This window comes from Pedobacter psychrodurus, from assembly GCF_004331735.1.
Taxonomy (GTDB): Bacteria; Bacteroidota; Bacteroidia; order Sphingobacteriales; family Sphingobacteriaceae; genus Pedobacter; species Pedobacter psychrodurus.
Window position 1 is genome coordinate 58141 of sequence record NZ_SJSO01000004.1, and the last position, 22984, is coordinate 81124.

The following is a 22984-nucleotide window of genomic DNA, read 5'->3' on the forward strand; positions in this document are numbered from 1 at the left end:
GGTTAATTGTTAAATTGCTTTTACTGAAAATAAATCAACCGCCCGGCGCTAAGCGCTATGCTCAGAAAATGAAATCTATAAAAATATTCAGCCTTCTGTTGTGTACAGCATTTTATGCTAGTGCGCAAATATCCTTACCAATAGAACCCGTATTTCAGAAAGCCTATCAAAAGGAAACTAGAAATGCAAATGGGAAACCTGGTAAAAATTATTGGCAAAATACTTCAAAATACGATTTGAATGTAGATTTTAATCCTACCAGCAGGTTGTTAAAAGGTAAGGTTCAGGTAACTTATACTAATAATAGCCCTGATACACTAAACGAGATCTGGTTTAAGCTTTATCCAAATCTGTACAAAAAGGGAACACCAAGAAAATCAAAATTGGCAGAATCTGATCTTGGTGATGGGGTTGCTATTGAAAAAATGGTAGCGAACGGAAAGCCAATCGCCGATTTTAAAATTGATGGAACAAATATGACCGTTAACGTTCCGGCGGTTTTACCGGGCAAAACCATTAGCTTTTCTATCGATTATAGCTATACTTTAAATAAAGGATCGCATATGCGTACAGGGCAGGTTGATGAAGGTTCGCATTTTGTGGCTTACTTTTTTCCACGTATTGCGGTTTATGATGATGTAGATGAATGGAATAAATTTCCTTATACCGGTGCCGAAGAGTTTTATAATGACTTTGATCAATTTAAGGCTTCAATTACGGTTCCAGGTGGTTATGGTATTTGGGCAACAGGAGATCTGAAAAACCCTTCAGAAGTATTTCAGAAAGATATTGTTTCCAGAATGTTATCTGCAGAAAAAAACGATGCTGTAATTGATGTGATTACAGATAAAGATTTAGCCGATAAAAAAGTAACACAGCCTAATGCTTTTAACACTTTTAAGTTCGAAGCTAAAAATGTAACCGATTTTGTATTTGCTTTGAGTGATCATTATTTATGGAAATCGAGCAGTTTAGTGGTTGATCCTAAAACGAAAAGAAGAACCCGTGTGGATGCTGTTTTTAACCCAAAACATAAAGATTATTATGAAGTGATCGATTTTGCCCGTAAAACGGTAGAAGCCATGAGTTATACTTTTCCGAAATGGCCTTTCCCTTATAGCCATGAAACCATATTTGATGGTTTAGACCAGATGGAATATCCAATGATGGTAAACGACAATCCTGTCGATAATAGGGTTGATGCCATTACTTTAACTGATCATGAAATTTTCCATACCATGTTTCCATTTTATATGGGTATAAACGAAACCAAATATGGCTGGATGGATGAAGGTTGGGCAACTATTGGGGAGTGGCTAATATCACCGATGATTGATGCTACCATTGTAGACGAATATGGCGTTCAGCCTACCGCTTCTTCTTCTGGTGGGAAAGACGATACTCCGATTATGACATTAACGCCTGATTTAAAAGGATCAGGATCATTTACCAACTCTTACCCTAAACCTGGTTTAGCTTATTTGTATGTTAAGGATTATCTGGGAGATGAATTGTTTACCAAAGCTTTACACACTTACATTCAAAATTGGAATGGCAAACATCCAATGCCCTACGATTTCTTTAATAGTATGAATGAGGGGAGTGGTAAAAATTTAAACTGGTTTTGGAAAGCCTGGTTTTTTGAGGATGGTGTTACCGATATGGCTATAAAGGGGGTAGATAAAACTTCAGATGGATACGCAGTTGTTGTGGAGAATAAAAGTGTTAAAGCTATGCCAATTGATTTAACCTTAACTTATGATGATGGTTCTGTAGAGAAAAACCACAGTACCATTGGGGTTTGGGAAAAAGGTGACCAACAGGTTAAAATCAATATAAAAACTACTAAAAAGTTATCTAAAGTAATGATGGGAAATCCACATACGCCAGATAAGGTTAAAAGTGACAATAGTTTTTCGGTGAACTAACAAGAATTCTATTGGTTGGTGTCTCACCAACCAAAAAGAATATTTCTTTTTACTTACCGATTGTGTTAACATATTGGATTTCTGTCGTTGAGACACCGACCGATAGATTGAATTAATAAGATTTAAATATAGGATAGTAAGGGTTATCAATCCTACCTTCATCACTAAAAACATTACAGAATTCAACATCTCCTAAAGCTTTTTTAAGAGATGTTTTTTTTTGATTGATATAAATACTGTTTTGGATTAATCTAATGCCGTGACTGTAATCAGCCCAGGTGTTGGTGTGTTTGTTGAATACCGGTTGAATGGCTTTTCCGTCTAATTTATGCCAACCATAAATGACCACCCTGGACGTTGATTCTCCATAAATCTTATTTGAAATAATAATGTCTTTTTTATTTCCTGCGGTTAGTTCTCCTAAGTGATGGCTAGCCAAGAGTGGAGTAAGCTGCTTAAGTATAGAATCTGTGTGTGCAATAAAAACTCGTACAGTTGTCATTTCTTTAGTTGGTAGAATAGGTTGAGGAGCCAACTTGATTTTTGCTTCTTTATAAATGTGATCGACCAAGAGTTTGGTGGGAAGTGAGCACTTAGTTAGGTTGGCAACTTTCTGAGCTAAAATAGGCGTCATTGGAACATAAAAAAAATCGTTGTTGGTCCCGATTGCAAAATAATCAGGTAGTACGTAGTAACTAATATGATTTGTTTTTTGATCACTTATCCAATCCACTTCGATCTTTACAAGTTTCCGTAAAAAATCAGGAACATTGCCTTTTTTAATCTCTTTGAATATTATTTTTTCACGATCCGACAGGCTTAAGCTACTATCACTGATGAGCATCGCAAATTCTTTCCCAGCTAATGCATTCTTTTTTCTTTTCTTGAGATGAAGATCTTGTGCGCTCGTATAAAGGAAAGTAAAAGTCAATAAAAAAAATGCTGATAATCCTTTCATTTATTCAGGTTTAAGAAAATCGATATTTCTTTTCAATCCCGTAAATTTAGTGCGCTTAACTGCTGATCCCTTAAAAACCTTTTTAAAAACATCATCCGTAATTTCGGTTAGGTCTTTTGCGTTTAAATCCAGTAATCCATTCTCGGGTTTAAAGGCATCCTCATTGTGTGCTTTAGAGAAACGGTTCCAGGGGCAAACATCCTGACAGATATCGCAGCCAAACATCCAGTTACTCATTTTATCTTTAAACTCATTCGGGATTTCATTTTTGAGCTCAATGGTGAGGTAGGAGATGCATTTCGTCCCATCTACAACCTGTGGCGCAATAATAGCATCAGTGGGGCAGGCATCCAAACAGCGGGTGCAAGTTCCACAGTAATCGGCCTGATACGGATGATCGTAATCCAGCTCTAGGTCAACAATTAGTTCGGCAAGGAAAAAAAAAGAACCATCAGTTTTACTGATCAGGTTAGAATTTTTACCGATCCATCCAATCCCCGATTTTTTGGCCCAGGCACGATCTAAAACTGGAGCAGAATCTACAAACGCCCTTCCAGAAACTTCTCCAATATTTTCTTCTATAAAATGAGTGAGTTCCTTTAGTTTATCTTTTATTACAGTGTGGTAATCCTGTCCGTAAGCATACTTAGAAATTTTAGGCGCATTGGGATCTGATTGTTTTTCTTCGGTATAATAGTTTAACGACAAGGAGATTACCGATTTAGCATCATCAACCAGTAATCTGGGATCTAGACGTTTATCGAAATAATTTTCCATGTATTTCATTTCGCCATGATGGTTTTTGTTCAGCCATTTTTCCAGTCTGGGCGCTTCTTCTTCAAGGAATTCAGCTTTGGAAATGCCACAGGCCATAAAGCCTAAACGCATGGCTTCATCTTTGATCAGCTGGCTATATTTTGCATAATTGTTGTACACCGATTTGCAAAGATAAGGCTTAGGATTTAAAACATTTTCATTAATCACTTGTTCTAAACATAGAAACTAAATTAATTGATTAGGGTTCATCCAAATTGGATATCAACTAAGAAGGAGAACTTTTAGCATAGTAGATATGGAAAACATAGAACCACAACATACGGAATCAGGAGCAGCTCCGAAACCGATTGAAAAAGATTATGAAAGTCATAAAGAAGATCCAGGACCCGCAAAACCTGCGGTAACTGAGAAAGATGAAAATGGCGCAGGGCAGGCTCTGAAATGGGTGCTACCAATAGCCATTATCATTGGTTTGATTATATGGTTTGTGATGAGAAAATAATTAGCTTTAGGTTAAAAATGAAATGCCGGTAGATGATATGACCGGCATTTTTTATTTTGTTATTCTTTTAAAAGTTTAATCTGGTAGAGATCTTTCCGCCTGTCTTTTAAAATCTTTACGGTTCCGTAATGATGCAGCTCATCCAATAAATGCAGATCGACATCTACTACCAGTACCATCTCCGTATTCGGTGTAGCCTCGGCTTTAATTGCATTAGTAGGAAAAGCAAAATCGGATGGTGTAAAAACTGCCGATTGAGCAAACTGGATGTCCATGTTGTTTACTTTAGGTAAATTGCCTACGCAGCCTGCAATGGCTACATAACATTCGTTTTCTATTGCCCGTGCCTGTGCGCAATGGCGAACACGTGTATAACCGTTTTGCGTATCGGTTAGGAATGGTACAAATAAAATCTGCATACCCTGATCGGCATATATGCGGCTCAATTCAGGGAATTCTACGTCATAACAAATCAAGATACCTACTTTACCACAATCGGTATCGAAAACCTGAACTTTATCGCCACCGATCATGCCGTAATATTTTTGCTCATTTGGTGTGATGTGGATTTTTCTATATTCATCTATTTTACCGGTGCGGTGGCAGAGGTAGGTAGCGTTATAAAGTTTTCCATCCTCCAATAATGGCATACTACCTGTAATGATATTTACATTATAACTTAGCGCATATTCATGCATTTTCTGTACAATCTCTTCTGTTTTTTCGGCTAGTTTTCGCATAGCCTCAATTTCGGGTAAGTGGTTGTAAGGCTGTAATAAAGGAGTATTAAATAGCTCAGGGAACATAATAAAATCCGATTTGTATCCGCTCAGTGCATCAACAAAAAATTCTACCTGCTCATAAAATGCATCCATATTTGGAAATAAGCGCATTTCCCATTGCACCAAACCTAAACGGATGGTCATTGCCGAACGGGCTGAAGCAACAACTCCCTGGTAGTATATATTGTTCCATTCAATTAAGGTGGCATATTCTTTTGATTCTTTATCGCCAGGTAAATAATTCTTTAATACTTTTCTTACGTGAAAATCATTCGAAATCTGAAAAGTAAGCGTTGGGTCGTAAATTTCTTTCGCTTTTACCTTGTCTATATATTGCCTCGGACTCAACTGCTCTGCATATTGATGGTAACCGGGAATTCTGCCGCCTGCAATAATGCTTTTAAGGTTAAGACTTTCACAGAGTTCTTTCCTGGCCTCGTACAATCTTCTTCCTAACCGTAGTCCACGGTAATCAGGGTGTACGAAAATTTCGATGCCGTAAAGTGTATCGCCATTGGGATCGTGTGTTGTAAAAGAGTAATCACCAGTAATCAATTTATAGGTGTGCCGATCGCCGTATTCATCATATTGTACAATAATGGCCAATGAACAGGCCACAACTTTGTCGTCAACAGCGATGCAGAGCTGTCCTTCAGGGAAAATATTTAAAAGTTTTGCGATACTCGATTTTGGCCAGATGGAACCACCCATACTGTCATAAGCCTGGAGCATTGATTCTTTAAGATCTTCGTAATCTTCGAGCGTTAGTTTACGTAATTCAATATTCATAATGTTTGATTTGTATTTAATGAACACAGAATGAAGTCAAATGTTCAAAAGGATTTTATTTTTTCAGCAGATCGTCATTGCGAACTGAAGTAGAAGGGTTTGGGTTGTATGAAGAAATCTTAAACATAAATCGTCTTTCCCACGCAGGTGGGAATCTTAACGCAATAGGCTTTAAGATTCCCCAATTAACCCGATAGCTATCGGGTTGGGAATGAAGAACCGCCAATATGTATGCTATTAAAACAACTTCCCAGTTTGCCCTGGATAGTTCTTTTTTAAGTGTTTGTACGCGGCTTCGGTAACCTCGCGGCCACGTGAAGTACGCATGATATATCCCTCCTGGATCAAAAACGGTTCATAAACCTCTTCAATGGTGCCTTCATCTTCTCCAACAGCCGTTGCAATGGTTTTTAAACCTACCGGGCCACCTTTAAATTTATCGATAATGGTAACCAGAATCCTGTTGTCCATCTCATCTAATCCATGTTCGTCAACATTCAGGGCATTTAAGGCATACCGAGCTATTTCCGTATCGATATTTCCATTTCCCTTAATCTGCGCAAAATCTCTGGTTCTGCGTAAAAGTGCATTGGCTATACGTGGTGTACCACGGCTACGGCGTGCAATTTCATAGGCACCTTCATCACTGATCGGTGTTTTTAGTATTTCAGATGAGCGCAGTACAATTGTTGTTAATAGTTTTGCGTCATAATAGGCCAAACGGGCATTAATTCCGAAACGGGCTCTTAAAGGAGCTGTTAATAGTCCGGAACGCGTAGTTGCACCAACCAGCGTAAAAGGATTAAGCGATATCTGTACGGAACGTGCATTCGGACCAGTTTCGAGCATAATATCGATCTTAAAATCCTCCATGGCAGAATAGAGGTACTCTTCAACAAGGGGTGATAAACGGTGGATCTCATCAATAAAAAGGATATCGCCTTCATCCAAGCCAGTTAATAAACCAGCTAAATCGCCAGGTTTATCTAATACCGGACCAGAGGTTACTTTGATGCCCGTAGCCATTTCATTGGCAATGATATGAGAAAGTGTAGTTTTGCCTAACCCCGGAGGGCCATGTAAAAGAACATGGTCTAAAGCCTCGCCACGGAGTTTCGCCGCCTGAACAAAAATTTTCAGGTTTTCCATCACTTTTTCCTGCCCCGTAAAATCTTCAAAAGCCTGCGGCCTTAAAACCCTTTCAATATCGCGATCGGTAGGGCTTAGGTTGCTTGCTTCAGGATCCAGATTCTCATTCATACAGCAAATATAAAATTAAATGCTAAAAAAATTAGGATTTTTTAAATTTATCAGAAACGATAAGATCTTTTGATCCCGCAGTATATTTATAAAAACCTTCGCCAGTTTTAGCGCCTTTTTTACCCGCTGCCACCATGTTTACCAGTAAAGGGCATGGTGCGTATTTAGGATTACCAAAACCATCGTTCAATACTTTTAAGATCGCCAAACAAACATCCAGACCAATAAAATCGGCTAACTGTAAGGGCCCCATGGGGTGTGCCATTCCGAGTTTCATTACCGTATCGATTTCGTAAACACCTGCAACGCCTTCGTACAAAGTATAAATGGCCTCGTTAATCATTGGCATTAAAATGCGGTTGGCTACAAAACCCGGATAATCGTTTACCTCAACAGGAACTTTCTCCAAACTTTGCGATAGCGACATAATGGTACTGGTTGTTTCATCACTGGTGGCGTAACCTCTGATTACCTCTACCAACTTCATTACTGGAACGGGATTCATAAAATGCATCCCGATTATTTTATCTCCTCTACCAGTTACGGCAGCAATCTGCGTAATGGAAATAGAAGAAGTGTTAGAAGCCAATATAGCATGTATAGGAGCATATTCATCTAAATCCTTAAAAATTTTCAATTTTAAGTCAATATTTTCGGTAGCTGCCTCTACAATTAAATCGGCACGCTGAACCCCATCCTTTGTTGAGGTATATGTGGTAATGTTATTAAGTGTTTTAGCTTTCTGAACTTCTGTTAATGTTCCTTTGGCAACCTGTCTGTCTAGATTTTTGGTAATGGTTTGTATGGCTTTATCCAACGCAGACTGATTGATGTCGATCAGGTTGACTTGATAATTGAATTGTGCAAAGGTGTGAGCAATGCCATTTCCCATGGTGCCAGATCCTATAACGGCGATTTGTTTCATCATTTAATAGATTTAAAAAGCGAATTTACTTATTTGCAACTAAGTTCAGTCAATCTTTATTCATTATAAAACGCACATATAATACCGATTTTTTTAATTAGTAATAATCTCAAATTGTCCGTTTCTGAAGTAATTTAGTCTTTATGCGCTTTTTTTGTTTTTTAGTGATATTTTTCAATGGGAGTGGAAATTCAGCTAAAATACTGGTAACTGCTTTAAGTCGGACTGGTTCTAACTGGGATGCTGTGTTAAGGCCGGTTACAACTGAGGCTAAAGCAGCAATTGCTTATAGGTACATTTGGTCAATTCCAATTGATGAGCTTAATGTTAATCCAAATATTACTCAAAATCCAGGCTACTTAAAAAATGTAAAACCCATAGTTAACCCAGGCTAAAATTTTATTCCGATCAGAATGATATTTGAGCCTGGTTTTTTTGCTATATATTGAAATTATTTGAATAGATTTTACTTTAATTTTTAATATATAAAATACTGATTAACAAATTTATATAGTTAAAAAATGTTAAAGGAGACGTTAAATATTATTTAGGTTTTTTTTGATCGATACAAAGCAATTATTCATCGATACTTCCTTCATTTTAATGTCTTTTTTGAGGACTTTTGATCTATCAGCAAAAACAAGAAAGCAAATGATTTGCTTACAGAATATAGAAAATTACCGTCAACATTGAAGAAATGAAGACGTTTTCATAAAGGCACTTCCTAGTAAAGTTAGGTTAGTTAATGATTAGTTAAAATAGAGATCTTGCTGGATAGCCGATCTCTATAGTTTTATATTAAGCTTACGGTGCTAGTCTGGTTTTAGTCCAACTTCCTTTTATCAGCTCGAAATTTATCCTGTCGTGTAATCTGCTTCTTCTTCCTTGCCAAAACTCTATTCTAGTCGGTTTTACAATATAACCGCCCCAATGCGCTGGTTTTGCGATGCCCTTATCTGCGCTTTTAGCTTTTAATTCTTCAAATTTTTCTTCTAAAAATACTCTATTTGGAATAACCTGACTCTGAGGTGAGGCAACTGCGCCAATCTGACTGTCAACAGGTCTTGTATTGAAATATTCTTCAGAAGTTTCTTTATCTAATTTTTCTACCGTTCCTTCAATTCTGACCTGTCTTTCCAGTTCAGGCCAGAAAAATACCAAAGCCGCATAAGGGTTTCGTTTCAGCTCTTTTCCTTTTTCGCTAAGGTAATTCGTAAAGAACCTAAATCCATCGGTATCAACACCTTTAAGTAAAACAATACGGGCATCTGGTCGGCCAGCTTTATCTGCCGTAGCCAAAGTCATTACATTGGGCTCATATATCTGGGCATCAACAGCATGCTGAAACCATTTTTTAAACTGGATAATCGGGTCTTGATCAACGTCAGATTCGTCTAGCGAAGCGCTTTTGTAATCTTGGCGCAGGTTTTGTAGAAATTCATTTGTAACTTGCATTTAACAAAAATAGGCATCTTTTACGGTGTAACAAATGATTATCATCATGCTGAACAATATAAAACCAAAAACTGGCCGCTTGCTCATCTCAGAACCTTTTATGGCCGATCCGAATTTTAAAAGATCTGTTGTGCTGTTAACAGAACATGGTGATGATGGAACTGTAGGTTATATCCTTAATCAGGTAGGTAATCTGATGCTGAATGATGTAATACAGGATTTGTGGGACGCGAAAAATTACATTTATTTTGGTGGACCTGTTGCTGCAGATACCTTACATTTTATCCATAGGTGTTATGATAAATTGCAGAGTGGCGAACCCATAGGGAATGGGTTATATTGGGGCGGGAATTTTGAAACACTTAAAATCCTCTTAAATACCAATGCCATAAGCGCTGATGAGGTGAAATTTTTTATGGGCTATTCTGGTTGGGATAATGGGCAGTTAGATCGCGAAATAGAGCAGAATGCCTGGATGGTAAGTGATAGCTTTAATCCTGATCTCATTTTTAGTAATGATGATGAAAAGCTTTGGCGGGATGTGGTTGTAAACTTAGGCCCAAAATATGCACATATTAGTAATTTTCCTGTAGATCCGAGTTTGAATTAGTTTGGAGTTGGGGGGGTGAGTTTTATATAAAGTAGTCGTCATCTCGACTGAAGCGTAGCGGAATGGAGAGATCTATCGAAACAGATTTCTCGGCTGCGTTGCACTCCGCTCGAAATAACGATACATTTTGGTCGGTCATTGCCACTTAGGACTCCAGACTATCTGCGCTTTCTTCTACTTTTCTTCTCAGTTCATCTTTATAAGCCTGCATTTTAACTGTTAAAGATTCATCTGCTGTAGCTAAAATCTGAGTGGCCAATAAACCTGCGTTTTTAGCTGCATTTAAAGCTACTGTAGCAACCGGAATACCATTTGGCATTTGTAAGATCGATAAAATACTATCCCAGCCATCAATAGAATTAGATGATTTAACCGGAACACCGATCACAGGTAATGTGGTAATAGAAGCCACCATTCCTGGCAAGTGAGCAGCACCACCAGCACCGGCTATAATTACTTTTAAGCCACGGCCTTGTGCTTCTTTGGCATAATTGAACATACGTTCTGGTGTTCTGTGGGCAGAAACAACCGTAATTTCATAGTTTATTCCAAATTCTTTTAATACATCAGCAGCATCTTGCATAACAGATAGGTCAGATTTGCTTCCCATTATAATTCCAACTAATGCCGAACTTGAATTTCCTTCACTCATATCTATTTATTTCTTTTTTAACTTCTTTTAAACTTTTTGCATTTCCACCCTGCTTTTAGTTCCCCCTTCAGGAGGCTAGGGGACTATGCAATTACTTTTAATGTTTTTTGAACAAACCTTGCTTTTTCAATGGCTTTTTCCCTATCGATATCTACAATCGTTACATGTCCCATTTTGCGGAAGGGTTTAGTATATTTCTTTCCATACAGATGGACATAAACACCATCAATGGCTAATATTTTCTCTAGATTTTCATATTTTGCTACACCTTCAAAGCCTTTTTCGCCAAGTATATTAATCATAATGGCATTGGTAATGCTACTGGTGTCGCCAAGTGGTAAATTATAAATAGAACGTAAATGTTGTTCGAACTGAGAAACATAATTACCCTCTATGGTTTGATGACCGCTATTATGCGGGCGGGGAGCAACCTCGTTAACCAGCAATTCGCCATCTTTACATATAAACATTTCTACGGCTAAAATTCCCGTAATGTTCATTGCAGAAGCTATGTTTTTGGCAATGTTCTCTGCTTTTTGTTGCAAGCTTTCTGCAAAAGTTGATGGGGAAATCAAGAACTCAACCAAATTGGCTTCAGGATTAAACTCCATTTCTACCATAGGGAAAGTTTTCATGTCGCCATTGGCATTACGGGCCACAATTACAGCAACTTCTTTTTCAAAATCGACCAGTTTTTCAATAATACAAGGTGCATCAAAAGCTTTATCCAAATCGGCAGCACTGTTGATTTTTATTACACCTTTACCATCGTAACCATCTTTTCTCAATTTCAAAATGTATGGAAAATGGAAAGGACTGTTCTGCATGTCTTCCTTCGTATTTACAATCTGGAAAGGAGAGGTTGGGATATCGTTTTCTTTGAAAAACTGTTTTTGTACGCCTTTATCCTGGATTAAACGGATCACTCTTGATTGAGGAAATACCTTTTTACCTTCCTTTTCGAGCTGTTCAAGTGCATCAATATTTACTTTTTCAATTTCGATAGTAATGATATCGGCTTTCTTCCCGAAGTTGTAAACGGTATCAAAATCGGTAATCGATCCATTTTCGAAATAATTAGAGATATGTTTACAAGGCGCATCAGGATCTGGGTCTAAAACTAATGTAGTTACATTATAATTAATTGCTTGTTGAATGAGCATTCTGCCCAATTGTCCGCCACCTAAAATACCTAATTTTAATTCGCTAATCTGTTTTGCCATGCGCTTGAAAATAATGCTACTTTTGTGCAAAAGTAACCATAATAAATTTTATTGATGAATGCTGATGCAATAATTATTGGTGCAGGTGCTTGCGGATTGATGTGTGCAGTGCAGGCAGGCTATCTGGGTAAGAAAGTAATTGTGCTCGAAAAAAACGAAAAACCAGGTTCCAAAATTTTGATTTCTGGCGGTGGTCGCTGTAACTATACAAACCAATTCGCATCAGCTGAGCAGTTTATATCTGCAAATCCACATTTTATCAAATCTGCTTTCACGCAATGGACGGTTGACGATACCATTGGCTTTTTTGAAACCTATGGTATCGCGGGCAAAGAAAAAACTTTAGGCCAATTATTTCCCGATGATAAGAATGCTAAGGATGTTGTTCAGGTTTTTACTTCCATTTGTGAAGATTTCGGGCAGGAAATTAGGTGTAGTGCCGATGTAAAGGATATCGAAATATTACCTGAAGGTTTTAAAGTAAGTTATGAGAAGAATGGAAAAACAGTTGTTTTAACGGCAGAAAAGCTGGTAATTGCTACAGGAGGATTACCGATCCCGAAGATGGGTGCTACTGATTTTGCCTTACGTTTTGCCAGAAAACACGACTTAAAAATCATCGAAACCGCACCCGCTCTGGTTCCATTAACCATTACTGGAAAAGACGAAGAGTGGTTTGCACAGCTTTCGGGCAATTCTGTTTTTTGCGAGGTAAGCAATGATGAAATCTCGTTCGAAGAAAATATCCTTTTTACCCATTGGGGATTAAGCGGCCCAGCCATTTTGCAAATTTCTTCTTTTTGGAGAAGGGGTGAAACCATTAACCTGAATCTGTTACCACATCAAAATATGGTTGCACTATTGGATGAAGAAAGGAAAACAAATGGTAAAACTTTATTATCAACGCTGTTGAACCGGATGTATACCAAAAAGTTTACCGATGCTTTAGGGAAGTTTTTGCCTTTAAGTAAACCTGTTGCTGCATTAACAAAGGCAGAGATCGATTTAATTGAACAAACTATCCACCATTTTAAAGTTAAACCAGCAGGCGATAAAGGTTACGATAAAGCTGAAGTAATGCGTGGTGGAATTGATACCAATGAGATATCCTCTAAAACTTTGGAGTGCAAAAAGATTCCGAACCTGTTTTTTGGCGGCGAGTGCTTGGATGTTACAGGTTGGCTGGGGGGCTATAATTTTCAATGGGCCTGGGCAAGCGGTTTTGTAATAGCGAAGAACTTGTAGCCCAGTCTATTAAACCTATCAGGTTTCGAAAACCTGGTAGGTTTAGACCCTACAAATAAACATTAGGCATTACTTCCCACGCCCATGGTTTTTTAAAGGTTTTAAAAGTTCTAAGTTGCGAAAAATACAAAACCTCACTTGTCCTCCGGTTCGAAATATCTCTTCTATGCAGATTACCAACGGTGGTAAATAACTCACGCGTTTTGAAATCGTAAACCCTTTCTGTCATATCACCACTGTTCTGGTTAAAGTACAGGTTTATCGCACTTGTTAAAAACCAGTCTTTATTCTCGAATTTAAAAGTATAGCCCAATTCCCAGCGCCATTCAGAACCACCCTGAAAACGCAGATAGAGTTGTTGGTCTTTAATTGCAATCTGCTGTAATGGATCACCTAATTTTCCACCTTCTTCCGAACGTAAAATGAAATCGTTGTTTTGTGTGGATAAACTAAAAGTTCCTGTTAATTTATCTTTAAAAAAAATAGCCAGTATCCTCGGTTTTTGTGTTTCTTTTATAATATCTGTATTATTATCGCCGTAAACACGGGTTTCGTCGATAGATTTATTAAACTCGAAAACTACTGCTAAATCGTCTGAAGCATCGTTGTTTAAATCTCCATAAACCTGATCGATAACAGTCCAGTTGGCTGGGGTAAACTGTTGAGCAGAAGATCCTTGTGCTTTAATTTTAGGGAATACAAATGTTTTTTGCGCAAAGCTGATTTGCGCACAGAGCATCAGGATGTAGAAACAAAAAACTTTCATTTAATTAGAAAACGTTTTAATTGGCATTTTAGTTTAATTGAATTATATCTCACGACTCATTATGCCGTCGCAGATTTTACATCGGGATGAGCATTTCTTTCGAAAAATAGACCCTGAAATAAATTCAAGGTGACGACTGTATAAAAATTCCCGTACTTTTGCAGAAAAAACAATTCCTTTTGAAAACCGAAATATTTGCCATTACGCCACCCTTTACCCAACTGAATACTCCATATCCAGCAACGGCGTATATAAAAGGTTTTCTGAATACCAAAAATATAAGTGCTACACAGGCCGATTTAGGCATTGAGGTAATTTTAAAATTATTTTCTAAAAAAGGACTTCAAGATTTATTCAGTCACACTGCGCATAGTTCAATTGTTGACAATAGAAACCTCAAAAGTGACAATGCTAAACGTATTTTTGCTTTACAGGATGAATATCTAAAAACAATCGATGCTGTAATTTCATTTTTACAAGGAAAGAATCCAACTTTGGCTTTGCAGATCTGTAGCGACGATTTTCTTCCGCAAGCTTCGCGATTTTCGCAATTAGAAGAGTTAGATTGGGCTTTTGGTGCCATGGGTACGCAAGATAAAGCTAAACACCTTGCTACGCTTTATCTCGAAGATATATCTGATTATATTGTAGAATGTATCGATGAAAATTTTGGTTTTAGCCGTTATGCAGAACGTTTGGGTAGAAGCGCAAACTCTTTTGATGAGTTGTACGGTGCTTTGCTGAAAGAACCAACCTACATTGATCACATTCTGATTTCGGTTTTAAAAGCGAAAATTGAAATCCTTCAGCCCAAATTATTCCTGATTTCTGTTCCTTTTCCAGGCAATTTATATAGTGCTTTCCGCTGTGCGCAATGGATAAAGGCCAATTATCCAGGAATTAAAATTTCTATGGGCGGTGGTTTTCCGAACACCGAGTTAAGGTCATTATCAGATGCAAGGGTTTTTGAGTTCTTTGATTACATCACTTTAGATGACGGCGAACTGCCGATAGAGCTCTTATACCAAAACATTACACATCCTGTTCCAGCTGAGGTTCATTTTTATAAAAGAACTTTTTTGCTTGAAAATGGTAAAGTAGTTTACCGTAACGATGCTTTCAGAAACGATTATAAACAGGCTGATGTAGGTACGCCAGATTACACTGGCTTATTATTGGATAAATATATTTCTGTAATTGAAATTGTAAATCCAATGCACCGCATGTGGAGTGATGGACGTTGGAACAAACTCACCATGGCGCATGGATGTTATTGGGGCAAATGCACATTCTGCGATATTTCGCTTGATTATATTAAGGTTTACGAACCTGTTGCAGCTAGGTTGATTGTAGATCGGATAGAAGATCTTTATGAGAAAACAGGGCAAAATGGTTTTCACTTTGTTGATGAAGCTGCACCACCTGCATTAATGCGTGAGGTAGCTTTAGAAATTATCAGAAGAAAATTAGCCGTTACCTGGTGGACCAACATCCGTTTTGAAAAGAGTTTTACAAAAGATCTATGTCTATTGTTAAAAGCATCAGGTTGTATTGCGGTTTCAGGAGGATTAGAAGTGGCATCAGATCGTTTGTTAAAACTGATCGATAAAGGGGTAACCGTAGAACAAGTGGCTAAGGTTACACGCAATTTTACCGAAGCTGGTATTATGGTACATGCTTATTTAATGTATGGCTACCCTACACAAACGGTACAGGAAACGATCGATAGTTTAGAAATGGTGCGCCAGCTGTTCGAAGCTGGAATATTACAATCTGGATTTTGGCACCAGTTTGCCATGACTGCACATAGCCCTGTAGGCATGTATCCAGAAAAATTTGGGGTGGTAAAAGACACAGAAGTGATTGGGACTTTTGCTAATAATGATATCAATTACACGGATAAAACAGGGATTGATCATAATAAATTCAGCTTTGGATTGAAAAAGTCGCTTTTCAATTTTATGCACGGCATCTGTTTTGATTACGAATTGCAAGATTGGTTCGATTTTAAGATTCCGCGAACTAAAATCACTGCCGATTTTATTGAAAAGGCTTTGAATGATGCAGATCAGTTTAATACGAAACCTACTGCAAAAGTAGTGTGGATAGGAGGAAAACCTTCTACCGATTATTTTACCAAATCGAAAAAAGGGCATAGCTGGGAAATGGCTTCGCTTACTTTTCACGATAAAAAAGAAACGTTTACCCTACAGACGAATAAAAAAGAAGGGGAGTGGCTGAGTGCTGTTTTGGGTAAAATTTCCATCTCAAACGAAAAGGTATTTACTTTTCAAGAAGTTAAAGCTGATTTTGAGTGTGAAATGGAAAATTTCGAGCTGTTTTGGTACTCTAAACCGATTAATACGCTTAGAGAATACGGCCTGTTGGTTTTATAAATTCTTATCATAAAATCGTCATTTCGAGCGAAGTGCAACGAAGTCGAGAAATCTGTCTAGATAGATCTCTCCATTCCGCTACGCTGCAGTCGAGATGACGAATACTAATTAATAATTGGCGTCAACACTACATCTTCATTTTAAAATGCGTCAGGAAATAAATGATACCGATTAGTATAATTGAATTTAAGATCAGCAGCAACCACGATACGATCGATTTCCTGTCCTTCATTACTGCAACGAAGAATTGATATAAGCCATTGCAATCAGTGCTAAAAAAAAGGATTATCGTATTCTTGTTTTTGACCATATAAAAAATATAAGATCATTTAAGCTTATATTCCCTCATATTTCTTATAGGATCAAAATAGTTTAACAATTACGCTATAATAATTTTAATCACAATGCGGAATAGTAAATGTCCAGGTTTCTGAATCAGTAGTAGGAACAATATAACCGTTTCCTCTGGTATTTTCGAACCATAATTTACCCCGCAATTTTTCTCTGGTTCCCACTTCATTTAAAGTAGCGCTATCATAAAGCCGCCCGTTAATCATTACATATTTAATTTTCTCCGAGTTGCGGATATCATCCAAAGGATTGGCATCCATAATCACCATATCGGCCAGTTTACCAACTTCCAGTGAGCCAATTTCTTTATTCATGCCTAAATAGCTAGCACCATTTAAGGTTGCTGCCCTAATAGCCTGTAATGGCGTAAAACCGCCCTGAACAAACATCCATAACTCCCAGTGTGCACCTAGCCCTTGAATCTGTCCGTGTGCACCGAGGTTAACTTTTGTCCCACCATCAGCGATCTGTTTGGTTGCTTTGGCGATATCGATATGGTTGTAATCGCTGTACTCAGAAGTTGTTCTCCGTCTTGCTCTGGCATCAATAATCGAACGGGGCGTATAGGTCATTAATTTTTCGTTCTCCCAAACATTGGTTCTGTCATACCAATAATTTTCGCCCCATTGCCCCCCGTAAGCCACAATTAAAGTAGGTGTATAAGCCACTTCGGTATTGTTCCAAAGCGTAGTCACATCTTTATAAACTGGTATAACAGGAATACTATGTTCAATTCCGGTATGTCCATCGGCAACCATATTCATGTTAGTGAAAAAGGTTGAGCCACCTTCAGGTACAACTTCCATATTTAACTGTCTGGCTGCTTCTAAAATCTGTTGACGCTGCTCTCTGCGTGGTTGATTATAAGATTTTACTGAAAAGGCCCCAACTGCTTTTAACCTGCGTAAATTGGCCAAGGCATCGTCTAAACTATTAATTACTACTTTAAAATCGCCATCTGCACCATATAAAATACCACCAGTTGAATAAACTCGTGGACCAACCATTCTGCCGGCTTTAAGCATTTCGCTCTGGCTAAAAACCATTTCGGTATTGCTCGATGGATCGTGCGAAGTGGTGACACCAAAAGCCAGATTGGCCATATAACTCCAGTCGTTTTGAGGTGTAATTCCATCCGGACTGGTACGTAAGTGGGCGTGAACATCAACAATGCCTGGCATAATGGTCTTGCCATTTACATCAATTACTTTTGCATTGGCTGGAATAGTCACCGCATCTGCTTTTCCTATTGCAGTAATTTTATTTCCATCAGTAATGATGGTTCCATTTTCAATTACTTCGTCGCCTTTCATCGAAATAATCCTTGCGCCTTTCAGCGCCACTATTCCGGCAGGTATGTCAGACTTTAATGTCAAATTGATGTCGATAGAAGATGCTTCAGTTTTAGGAGTAGCTCCATCAAAGTTGAAAGCATTATTTACATCAATGGTAAAATATTTCGGTCCCAGTGTCCAATGCAGGTTTTTGCTATCCGCACTCCATTGAAGGTAGGTACCACCATCGGTAGTCACTTTGGTAGCCGGAATGGCTTTATTGCCTGCTGATGCATCCTGTGCAGCACCAATATTGATCATTGGTGTGATGTAAACGTTAAATAATTCGTTAAACGCCATCCATTTATTATCTGGACTAATAACGAACTGATTGGCATATTGAGAAGTAAAGTGTGTTCTTTCATTTGCACCGTTTAAGTCGATACTTTTTAATGCTTTTTTACCGTCAGCATAACTCTGGAAATAAATGCGGGTATCGGTATTGTTAAACTGCGGGCGGATTCCATTATCTAAAATCAAAGTTTTAGCACCACCATTTGCTGGCATCATAAAAATACCTGTTCCTCGGCCATAGTTATAACCTAAAACATCGTTACCACTTCCTTTTCTGAAAACGATTTTATCACCTTTTGTTGAGTATTGAGGAGAATAATAAAAACCTTTTTCATCAGTTAGCATAATGGTTTTTCCCGATTTCACGTCCGTCCGCTTTATTGCCCCTCGTAATTCATCGCTCCAGGTTGTATAAACAACATATTTTCCATCAGGGCTAAAGGCGGGTTCAAATTCGAAATCCAATCCATTGGTTAACCTTTCTGGTGTTCCCGCTGGCAACTCTTGTTTGTATAAGTATCCTGCTGCATTAAAAACAATTATTTTTCCATCAGGTGAAGTTGTTAATTGTCTTAACATTTTTGCCGAAAACTCATTACTGAAAACCTGTTGCTCAAAATGTAAGGCTTTTTGTACTGTTTGAATTGTATTGGCCTGAAAAGGAATGGTCGTATTGATCAGTGTCACGATTTCTGTTTTTCTAATTTTTCCTTTTGCATAGTATACGATACTTTTGCTATCTGGAGTCCATGCAAAATTTGGATAAACGCCGAAAATCGCCCAGGTTTCCTGCTGATCGTGAGACAAATCTTCATTTATCGGCCACTCTTCACCCGTTTTAAGATTCTGCACATATAAAGTAGATTTTAACCTTACACGTTTTACAAAAGCAATTAAATTTCCATCTGGAGAAACCTGCGGACGACAAGCGCCTCCCTGTTCATTAATTAAGGTATTTAATTTGCCTGTAGTTAAATCAAGCTGGCGGATGGCATAAATGGTTCCGTTTGGATCTTTACTGTATTCGAAATTAGGGCCAGGGCTTACATCTTCGCTAAAGTAAACATATCTGCCATCTGGCGAAACGTTAGGTTCGCCTGCATCTTGCTGATCGTTTTTGCGTTTGGTTAGTTGTACGCCATCACCGCCGTTTATACTATACATCCACATTTCACCGGCGCCTAAAGAGCGACCTGCAGTAAAGTGTTTTCTTGCAATTACGTATTCGCTATTGGGCATCCAGGTGGCATTATTCAACAGCCTGAAACTTTCTTTAGTAATCTGTTTTTTGCCGGAGCCATCGCGGTTCATAATCCAGATGTTATCTCCACCACTTTTATCACTGGTGTAAGAAATGTATTTGCCGTTCGGGCTAAACCGGGGTTGAACGTCCCATGCAATACCACCACTAATTAGTTTTGCTACTCCACCAGCGATGGGCATCACGTAGATATCGCCCAGTAGATCAAAAGCAATTTCCTGTCCGTCAGCACTTACATCAAGATTCATCCAGGTGCCTTCATCAGTATTTAAAGTGAAGTTTTTTGTTGTGCCTTGGTATTTTTCAATGTCCCATTTCTTCTCTTGGGCATTTGAACTGAAAAATAATAAGGAAAGAGCGGATAGAAAATAGAGGTGTTTCATTATTATATTGGATGATTATTTAAACAATTCGTGTATTTTTCTTTGGAGTAATTTTTTATCTGGTAACTGGGTTTTATATTCGGCTACCAAAGTAGGGGAGAGACTTCTGCTCAATGCGTATTCTACCACTTCGTTATCTTTATCCTTACAAAGCAGAATTCCGATGCTTGGATTTTCGTTTGATTTTTTTACATCCCTATCTAATGCTTCTAAATAGAAATTTAATTGTCCTAAATGTTCAGGCTTAAATTTATCTACCTTTAATTCAATTGCCACTAAACATTGTAAGCCACGATGGTAAAAAAGTAAATCGATATAGAAATCGCTGTTGCCAACCTGTATTTTGTATTCTTCACTGATAAACAAAAAGTCTTTTCCGAGTTCAAGAATGAAATTTCGCATTTCCATAACTAAGCTTTTTTGTAACTCGCTTTCGTTGTGAGGTTCTGGAAGATTAAGGAATTCAAATACGTAGCTATCCTTAAAGCTGTTTTCTAACTCGTCATGTAGTTCTCTCAACACTGTTGAGAGTTTTGTATTTCCTATAATTGATCTTTCAAAAAAACCAGCTGAGATTTGGCGATCGAGTTCTCTAAAAGAATAATTTTCTTTTTTAGATAGTTTAAGATAAAATTCACGTGCTTCAGGACTACCGCATCGAGAAAAGATAGCTAGGTTGTGCGACCAGCTAATTTCTCTCACCAGTGGTGAGAGTTTTGGATAATCTTTATAACTTTCATAAAACTGTTTCATCCGCCAAAGATTCTTATCCGAAAAACCCTTTAAATCTGGTTCATTTTTTGATAAAAACTCGGCCAGCTGCTTTACTATAGATTGTCCCCATTCGGCATTTTTGACTTTATTGTGGATATACTCGCCAATATTCCAATACAGATTTATTAGTGCAGCATTTACAGTTTTTAAAGCAGCCGTTCGGGCATTTTTAATTAAACTAATAACATCTGCAAACTGCGTTTCTAACATGTACCTGTCTTATTAAGCAAAGTTAATAATCTTTTATAGATGATTTTTTCAATTTCTGGTAATAATAAATGGCGATTTTGGATTAAATGTATAGTTTTGATACCGCCGATTTATGACAGCAATAGAGATTTTACAAAAATATTGGGGACATCAAGCTTTTAGGCCCTTACAGGAAGATATTATTTCCTCGGTTTTAGAAGGAAAAGACAGTTTAGCATTGTTGCCAACAGGTGGTGGTAAATCGATCTGTTTTCAAGTTCCTGCTTTGGTTAAAGAAGGGATTTGTATTGTAGTTTCGCCGTTAATTGCCCTGATGAAGGATCAAGTAGAAAACCTAAAATCGAAGGGAATTGAAGCCATTGCCATTTATGCCGGGATGGGTAAACGTGAAATCGATATCCTGCTGGATAATTGTATTTACGGAAAAATCAAGTTTCTCTATTTATCTCCAGAGCGTTTATTGTCTGATTTAGTGCGTGTTCGTATTTCCTACATGAATGTAAGCCTGATTGCGGTAGATGAAGCGCATTGCATTTCGCAGTGGGGTTACGATTTCCGTCCGCCTTACCAACAGATTTCCAAACTCCGTGAAATCCTTCCGAATGTTCCGGTTATGGCACTTACTGCAACGGCTACTGAGTTTGTGCGGAAAGATATTGTAGAGAAGCTTGAGATGAAAGACCCGCAGGTTTTTGTTAAAAGTTTTGCCAGGGGTAATTTAAGCTACGTGGTTTTCGGTAATGAAGATAAATATAAAAAACTGATTGATATCTGCCAGAAGGTAAAAGGTACTGGTCTGGTGTATGTGCGTAACCGCAGGGAAACTGCAGAAGTGGCTAATTTTATCAACAGGAATGGGATTAAATCCGATTTTTACCATGCCGGATTGGAGCGTGATACCCGCTTCCTGAAACAGGAAGAATGGAAAAACAATAAAACCCGTATCATGGTGGCTACCAATGCTTTCGGGATGGGGATTGATAAGGCTGATGTCCGTTTTGTGGTGCATTTAGATTTACCAGAAAGTTTAGAGGCTTATTACCAGGAAGCAGGCAGGGCAGGGCGTGATGAAAAACGAAGTTACGCCGTTCTTCTAGCCAATCAGTCTGATGTTTTGGGCTTAGAGTCCAGATACCTCGATAGTTTTCCATCTCCAGAAGAAATCAGGAAAACCTATCATTACCTTGGCAATTATTTTCAATTAGCTTTTGGCGCAGGTGAAGGTTTAACCTTTACTTTTGATATCGCTGATTTCTGTAAGCGGTTTAATGTTAGTGTTTTAAAAACAATTTCCGCACTGAAATTTTTAGAACATGATGGCTATCTTACGTTATCTGAAAGTGTTTTTTTGCCTTCTAGAATGATGTTTATTGCCAGTCATGAAGATATTTATCGTTTTCAGATTGAAAATAAGGCTTACGATGGTATTATAAAAACGATTTTGCGTTCGCATGGTGGTGCTTTTGATGGTTTTGTAAAGATAAATGAAGCCGATTTAGCGAAGAAAACAGGATTGTCGTATAAAGAGATTATCGCCTTACTTAATAAATTGCAGGATATCGAATTGCTAACCTACATCCAGCAAACCGATCAGCCGCAATTGCAATATATTAGGCCGAGGGTAGATATGGACCATTTTGATCTGGATGTGAAATACCTGGCACTGAGAAAAGAAATTCTCCATAAACAGATTAACGCTGTGGTAGGTTATGCTTCATCAAACTTCTGCAGGAGCGTTCAACTCCTTGATTATTTCGATGAAAACAATGCAGCCAAATGCGGCGTTTGCGATGTTTGCCTTGCAGAGAAAAAGGCTGAGAACGAGAACCAAATGGATGAAAAAATTGAATTTGAGATTATTTCTTTGCTTCAACAACAGCCTTTAGGCCTTGATGATCTGGTTACAAATATTAAAAATGGCGCCGAAGCCGAAAGGATTGATACCATTAGAGAATTATTAGATGCAGGTAAGATTAAAACTGATGGGAAGAAGTATTATATTTAGATGTGAGATGTGAGATGTGAGATGTGAGATGTGAGATGTGAGATGTGAGATGTGAGATGTGAGATGTGAGATGTGAGATGTGAGATGTGAGAAAAATGCCAGTC

18 protein-coding genes are annotated in these 22984 nt (G+C 38.0%); 7 read left to right on the plus strand and 11 right to left on the minus strand.

The genetic code is table 11. From position 1 onward, the window contains the following. The first annotated feature begins 68 nt into the window (after positions 1 to 68). Positions 69 to 1928, plus strand: coding sequence for a M1 family metallopeptidase (locus tag EZ456_RS05520; RefSeq protein WP_131528120.1), 1860 nt, complete (start codon positions 69 to 71; stop codon positions 1926 to 1928). A 112-nt stretch (positions 1929 to 2040) separates the two neighbouring features. Here the strand turns inward: EZ456_RS05520 and EZ456_RS05525 are convergent, their stop codons facing one another. Next, a complete protein-coding gene (locus EZ456_RS05525; protein ID WP_131528122.1) occupies positions 2041 to 2886 on the minus strand; it encodes a hypothetical protein in 846 nt (281 codons plus the stop codon). After that, positions 2887 to 3822 (minus strand): tRNA epoxyqueuosine(34) reductase QueG, encoded by a 936-nt coding sequence (queG, locus tag EZ456_RS05530; RefSeq protein ID WP_131528569.1) that lies wholly within the window; start codon positions 3820 to 3822, stop codon positions 2887 to 2889. Between the two features lie 136 nt (positions 3823 to 3958). On the opposite strand from queG, the gene EZ456_RS05535 reads away from it, so the two are divergent. Further along, the gene (locus tag EZ456_RS05535) at positions 3959 to 4165 is read left to right on the plus strand and encodes a hypothetical protein (protein WP_131528124.1); all 207 of its coding nucleotides are present in this window, start codon (positions 3959 to 3961) and stop codon (positions 4163 to 4165) included. Positions 4166 to 4224: 59 nt separating this feature from the next. Here EZ456_RS05535 and EZ456_RS05540 read toward each other — a convergent pair whose 3' ends face one another. The 3 genes from EZ456_RS05540 to EZ456_RS05550 all read right to left on the minus strand — a co-directional run bounded on the left by EZ456_RS05540 (position 4225) and on the right by EZ456_RS05550 (position 7921). Next, entirely contained in the window at positions 4225 to 5736 is a 1512-nt protein-coding gene (locus tag EZ456_RS05540; protein ID WP_131528126.1) for a bifunctional GNAT family N-acetyltransferase/carbon-nitrogen hydrolase family protein, read from the minus strand. 237 nt (positions 5737 to 5973) lie between these two features. Further along, positions 5974 to 6996, minus strand: a complete 1023-nt coding sequence (gene ruvB / locus EZ456_RS05545) for a Holliday junction branch migration DNA helicase RuvB (RefSeq protein ID WP_131528128.1) — start codon at positions 6994 to 6996, stop codon at positions 5974 to 5976. A gap of 31 nt (positions 6997 to 7027) precedes the next feature. After that, positions 7028 to 7921, minus strand: a complete 894-nt coding sequence (locus tag EZ456_RS05550; protein ID WP_131528571.1) for a 3-hydroxyacyl-CoA dehydrogenase family protein — start codon at positions 7919 to 7921, stop codon at positions 7028 to 7030. A gap of 143 nt (positions 7922 to 8064) precedes the next feature. Between EZ456_RS05550 and EZ456_RS05555 the strand changes: the two genes are divergently transcribed. Next, complete coding sequence (locus tag EZ456_RS05555) at positions 8065 to 8316, plus strand: RagB/SusD family nutrient uptake outer membrane protein (RefSeq protein WP_131528130.1); 252 nt, start codon at positions 8065 to 8067, stop codon at positions 8314 to 8316. 409 nt (positions 8317 to 8725) lie between these two features. On the opposite strand, the gene pdxH is transcribed toward EZ456_RS05555, so the two are convergent. Beyond that, positions 8726 to 9376 carry a pyridoxamine 5'-phosphate oxidase gene (gene pdxH, locus EZ456_RS05560; protein WP_131528132.1) on the minus strand — a complete coding sequence of 217 codons (651 nt, stop codon included), beginning with the start codon at positions 9374 to 9376 and terminating at the stop codon, positions 8726 to 8728. A 46-nt stretch (positions 9377 to 9422) separates the two neighbouring features. On the opposite strand from pdxH, the gene EZ456_RS05565 reads away from it, so the two are divergent. Further along, positions 9423 to 9986: a YqgE/AlgH family protein gene (locus EZ456_RS05565; protein WP_131528134.1), complete on the plus strand. Its 564-nt coding sequence runs from the start codon at positions 9423 to 9425 to the stop codon at positions 9984 to 9986. A 145-nt stretch (positions 9987 to 10131) separates the two neighbouring features. Here the strand turns inward: EZ456_RS05565 and purE are convergent, their stop codons facing one another. Further along, entirely contained in the window at positions 10132 to 10638 is a 507-nt protein-coding gene (gene purE / locus EZ456_RS05570; protein ID WP_131528136.1) for a 5-(carboxyamino)imidazole ribonucleotide mutase, read from the minus strand. A gap of 83 nt (positions 10639 to 10721) precedes the next feature. Further along, the gene (locus EZ456_RS05575) at positions 10722 to 11861 is read right to left on the minus strand and encodes a 5-(carboxyamino)imidazole ribonucleotide synthase (RefSeq protein WP_131528138.1); all 1140 of its coding nucleotides are present in this window, start codon (positions 11859 to 11861) and stop codon (positions 10722 to 10724) included. A 54-nt stretch (positions 11862 to 11915) separates the two neighbouring features. Between EZ456_RS05575 and EZ456_RS05580 the strand changes: the two genes are divergently transcribed. Further along, the gene (locus tag EZ456_RS05580) at positions 11916 to 13106 is read left to right on the plus strand and encodes a BaiN/RdsA family NAD(P)/FAD-dependent oxidoreductase (protein WP_131528140.1); all 1191 of its coding nucleotides are present in this window, start codon (positions 11916 to 11918) and stop codon (positions 13104 to 13106) included. 49 nt (positions 13107 to 13155) lie between these two features. On the opposite strand, the gene EZ456_RS05585 is transcribed toward EZ456_RS05580, so the two are convergent. Continuing rightward, positions 13156 to 13872, minus strand: a complete 717-nt coding sequence (locus EZ456_RS05585) for a hypothetical protein (RefSeq protein ID WP_131528142.1) — start codon at positions 13870 to 13872, stop codon at positions 13156 to 13158. Between the two features lie 179 nt (positions 13873 to 14051). Between EZ456_RS05585 and EZ456_RS05590 the strand changes: the two genes are divergently transcribed. Then, the gene (locus tag EZ456_RS05590) at positions 14052 to 16268 is read left to right on the plus strand and encodes a B12-binding domain-containing radical SAM protein (protein WP_131528144.1); all 2217 of its coding nucleotides are present in this window, start codon (positions 14052 to 14054) and stop codon (positions 16266 to 16268) included. A gap of 395 nt (positions 16269 to 16663) precedes the next feature. Here EZ456_RS05590 and EZ456_RS05595 read toward each other — a convergent pair whose 3' ends face one another. Both EZ456_RS05595 and EZ456_RS05600 read right to left on the minus strand, forming a co-directional pair. Continuing rightward, positions 16664 to 19891: an amidohydrolase family protein gene (locus EZ456_RS05595; protein WP_165501256.1), complete on the minus strand. Its 3228-nt coding sequence runs from the start codon at positions 19889 to 19891 to the stop codon at positions 16664 to 16666. Between the two features lie 15 nt (positions 19892 to 19906). After that, positions 19907 to 20875, minus strand: a complete 969-nt coding sequence (locus EZ456_RS05600; RefSeq protein WP_131528146.1) for a PDDEXK nuclease domain-containing protein — start codon at positions 20873 to 20875, stop codon at positions 19907 to 19909. Positions 20876 to 20987: 112 nt separating this feature from the next. On the opposite strand from EZ456_RS05600, the gene EZ456_RS05605 reads away from it, so the two are divergent. Beyond that, the gene (locus tag EZ456_RS05605) at positions 20988 to 22880 is read left to right on the plus strand and encodes a RecQ family ATP-dependent DNA helicase (protein WP_131528148.1); all 1893 of its coding nucleotides are present in this window, start codon (positions 20988 to 20990) and stop codon (positions 22878 to 22880) included. Positions 22881 to 22984 lie beyond the last annotated feature (104 nt).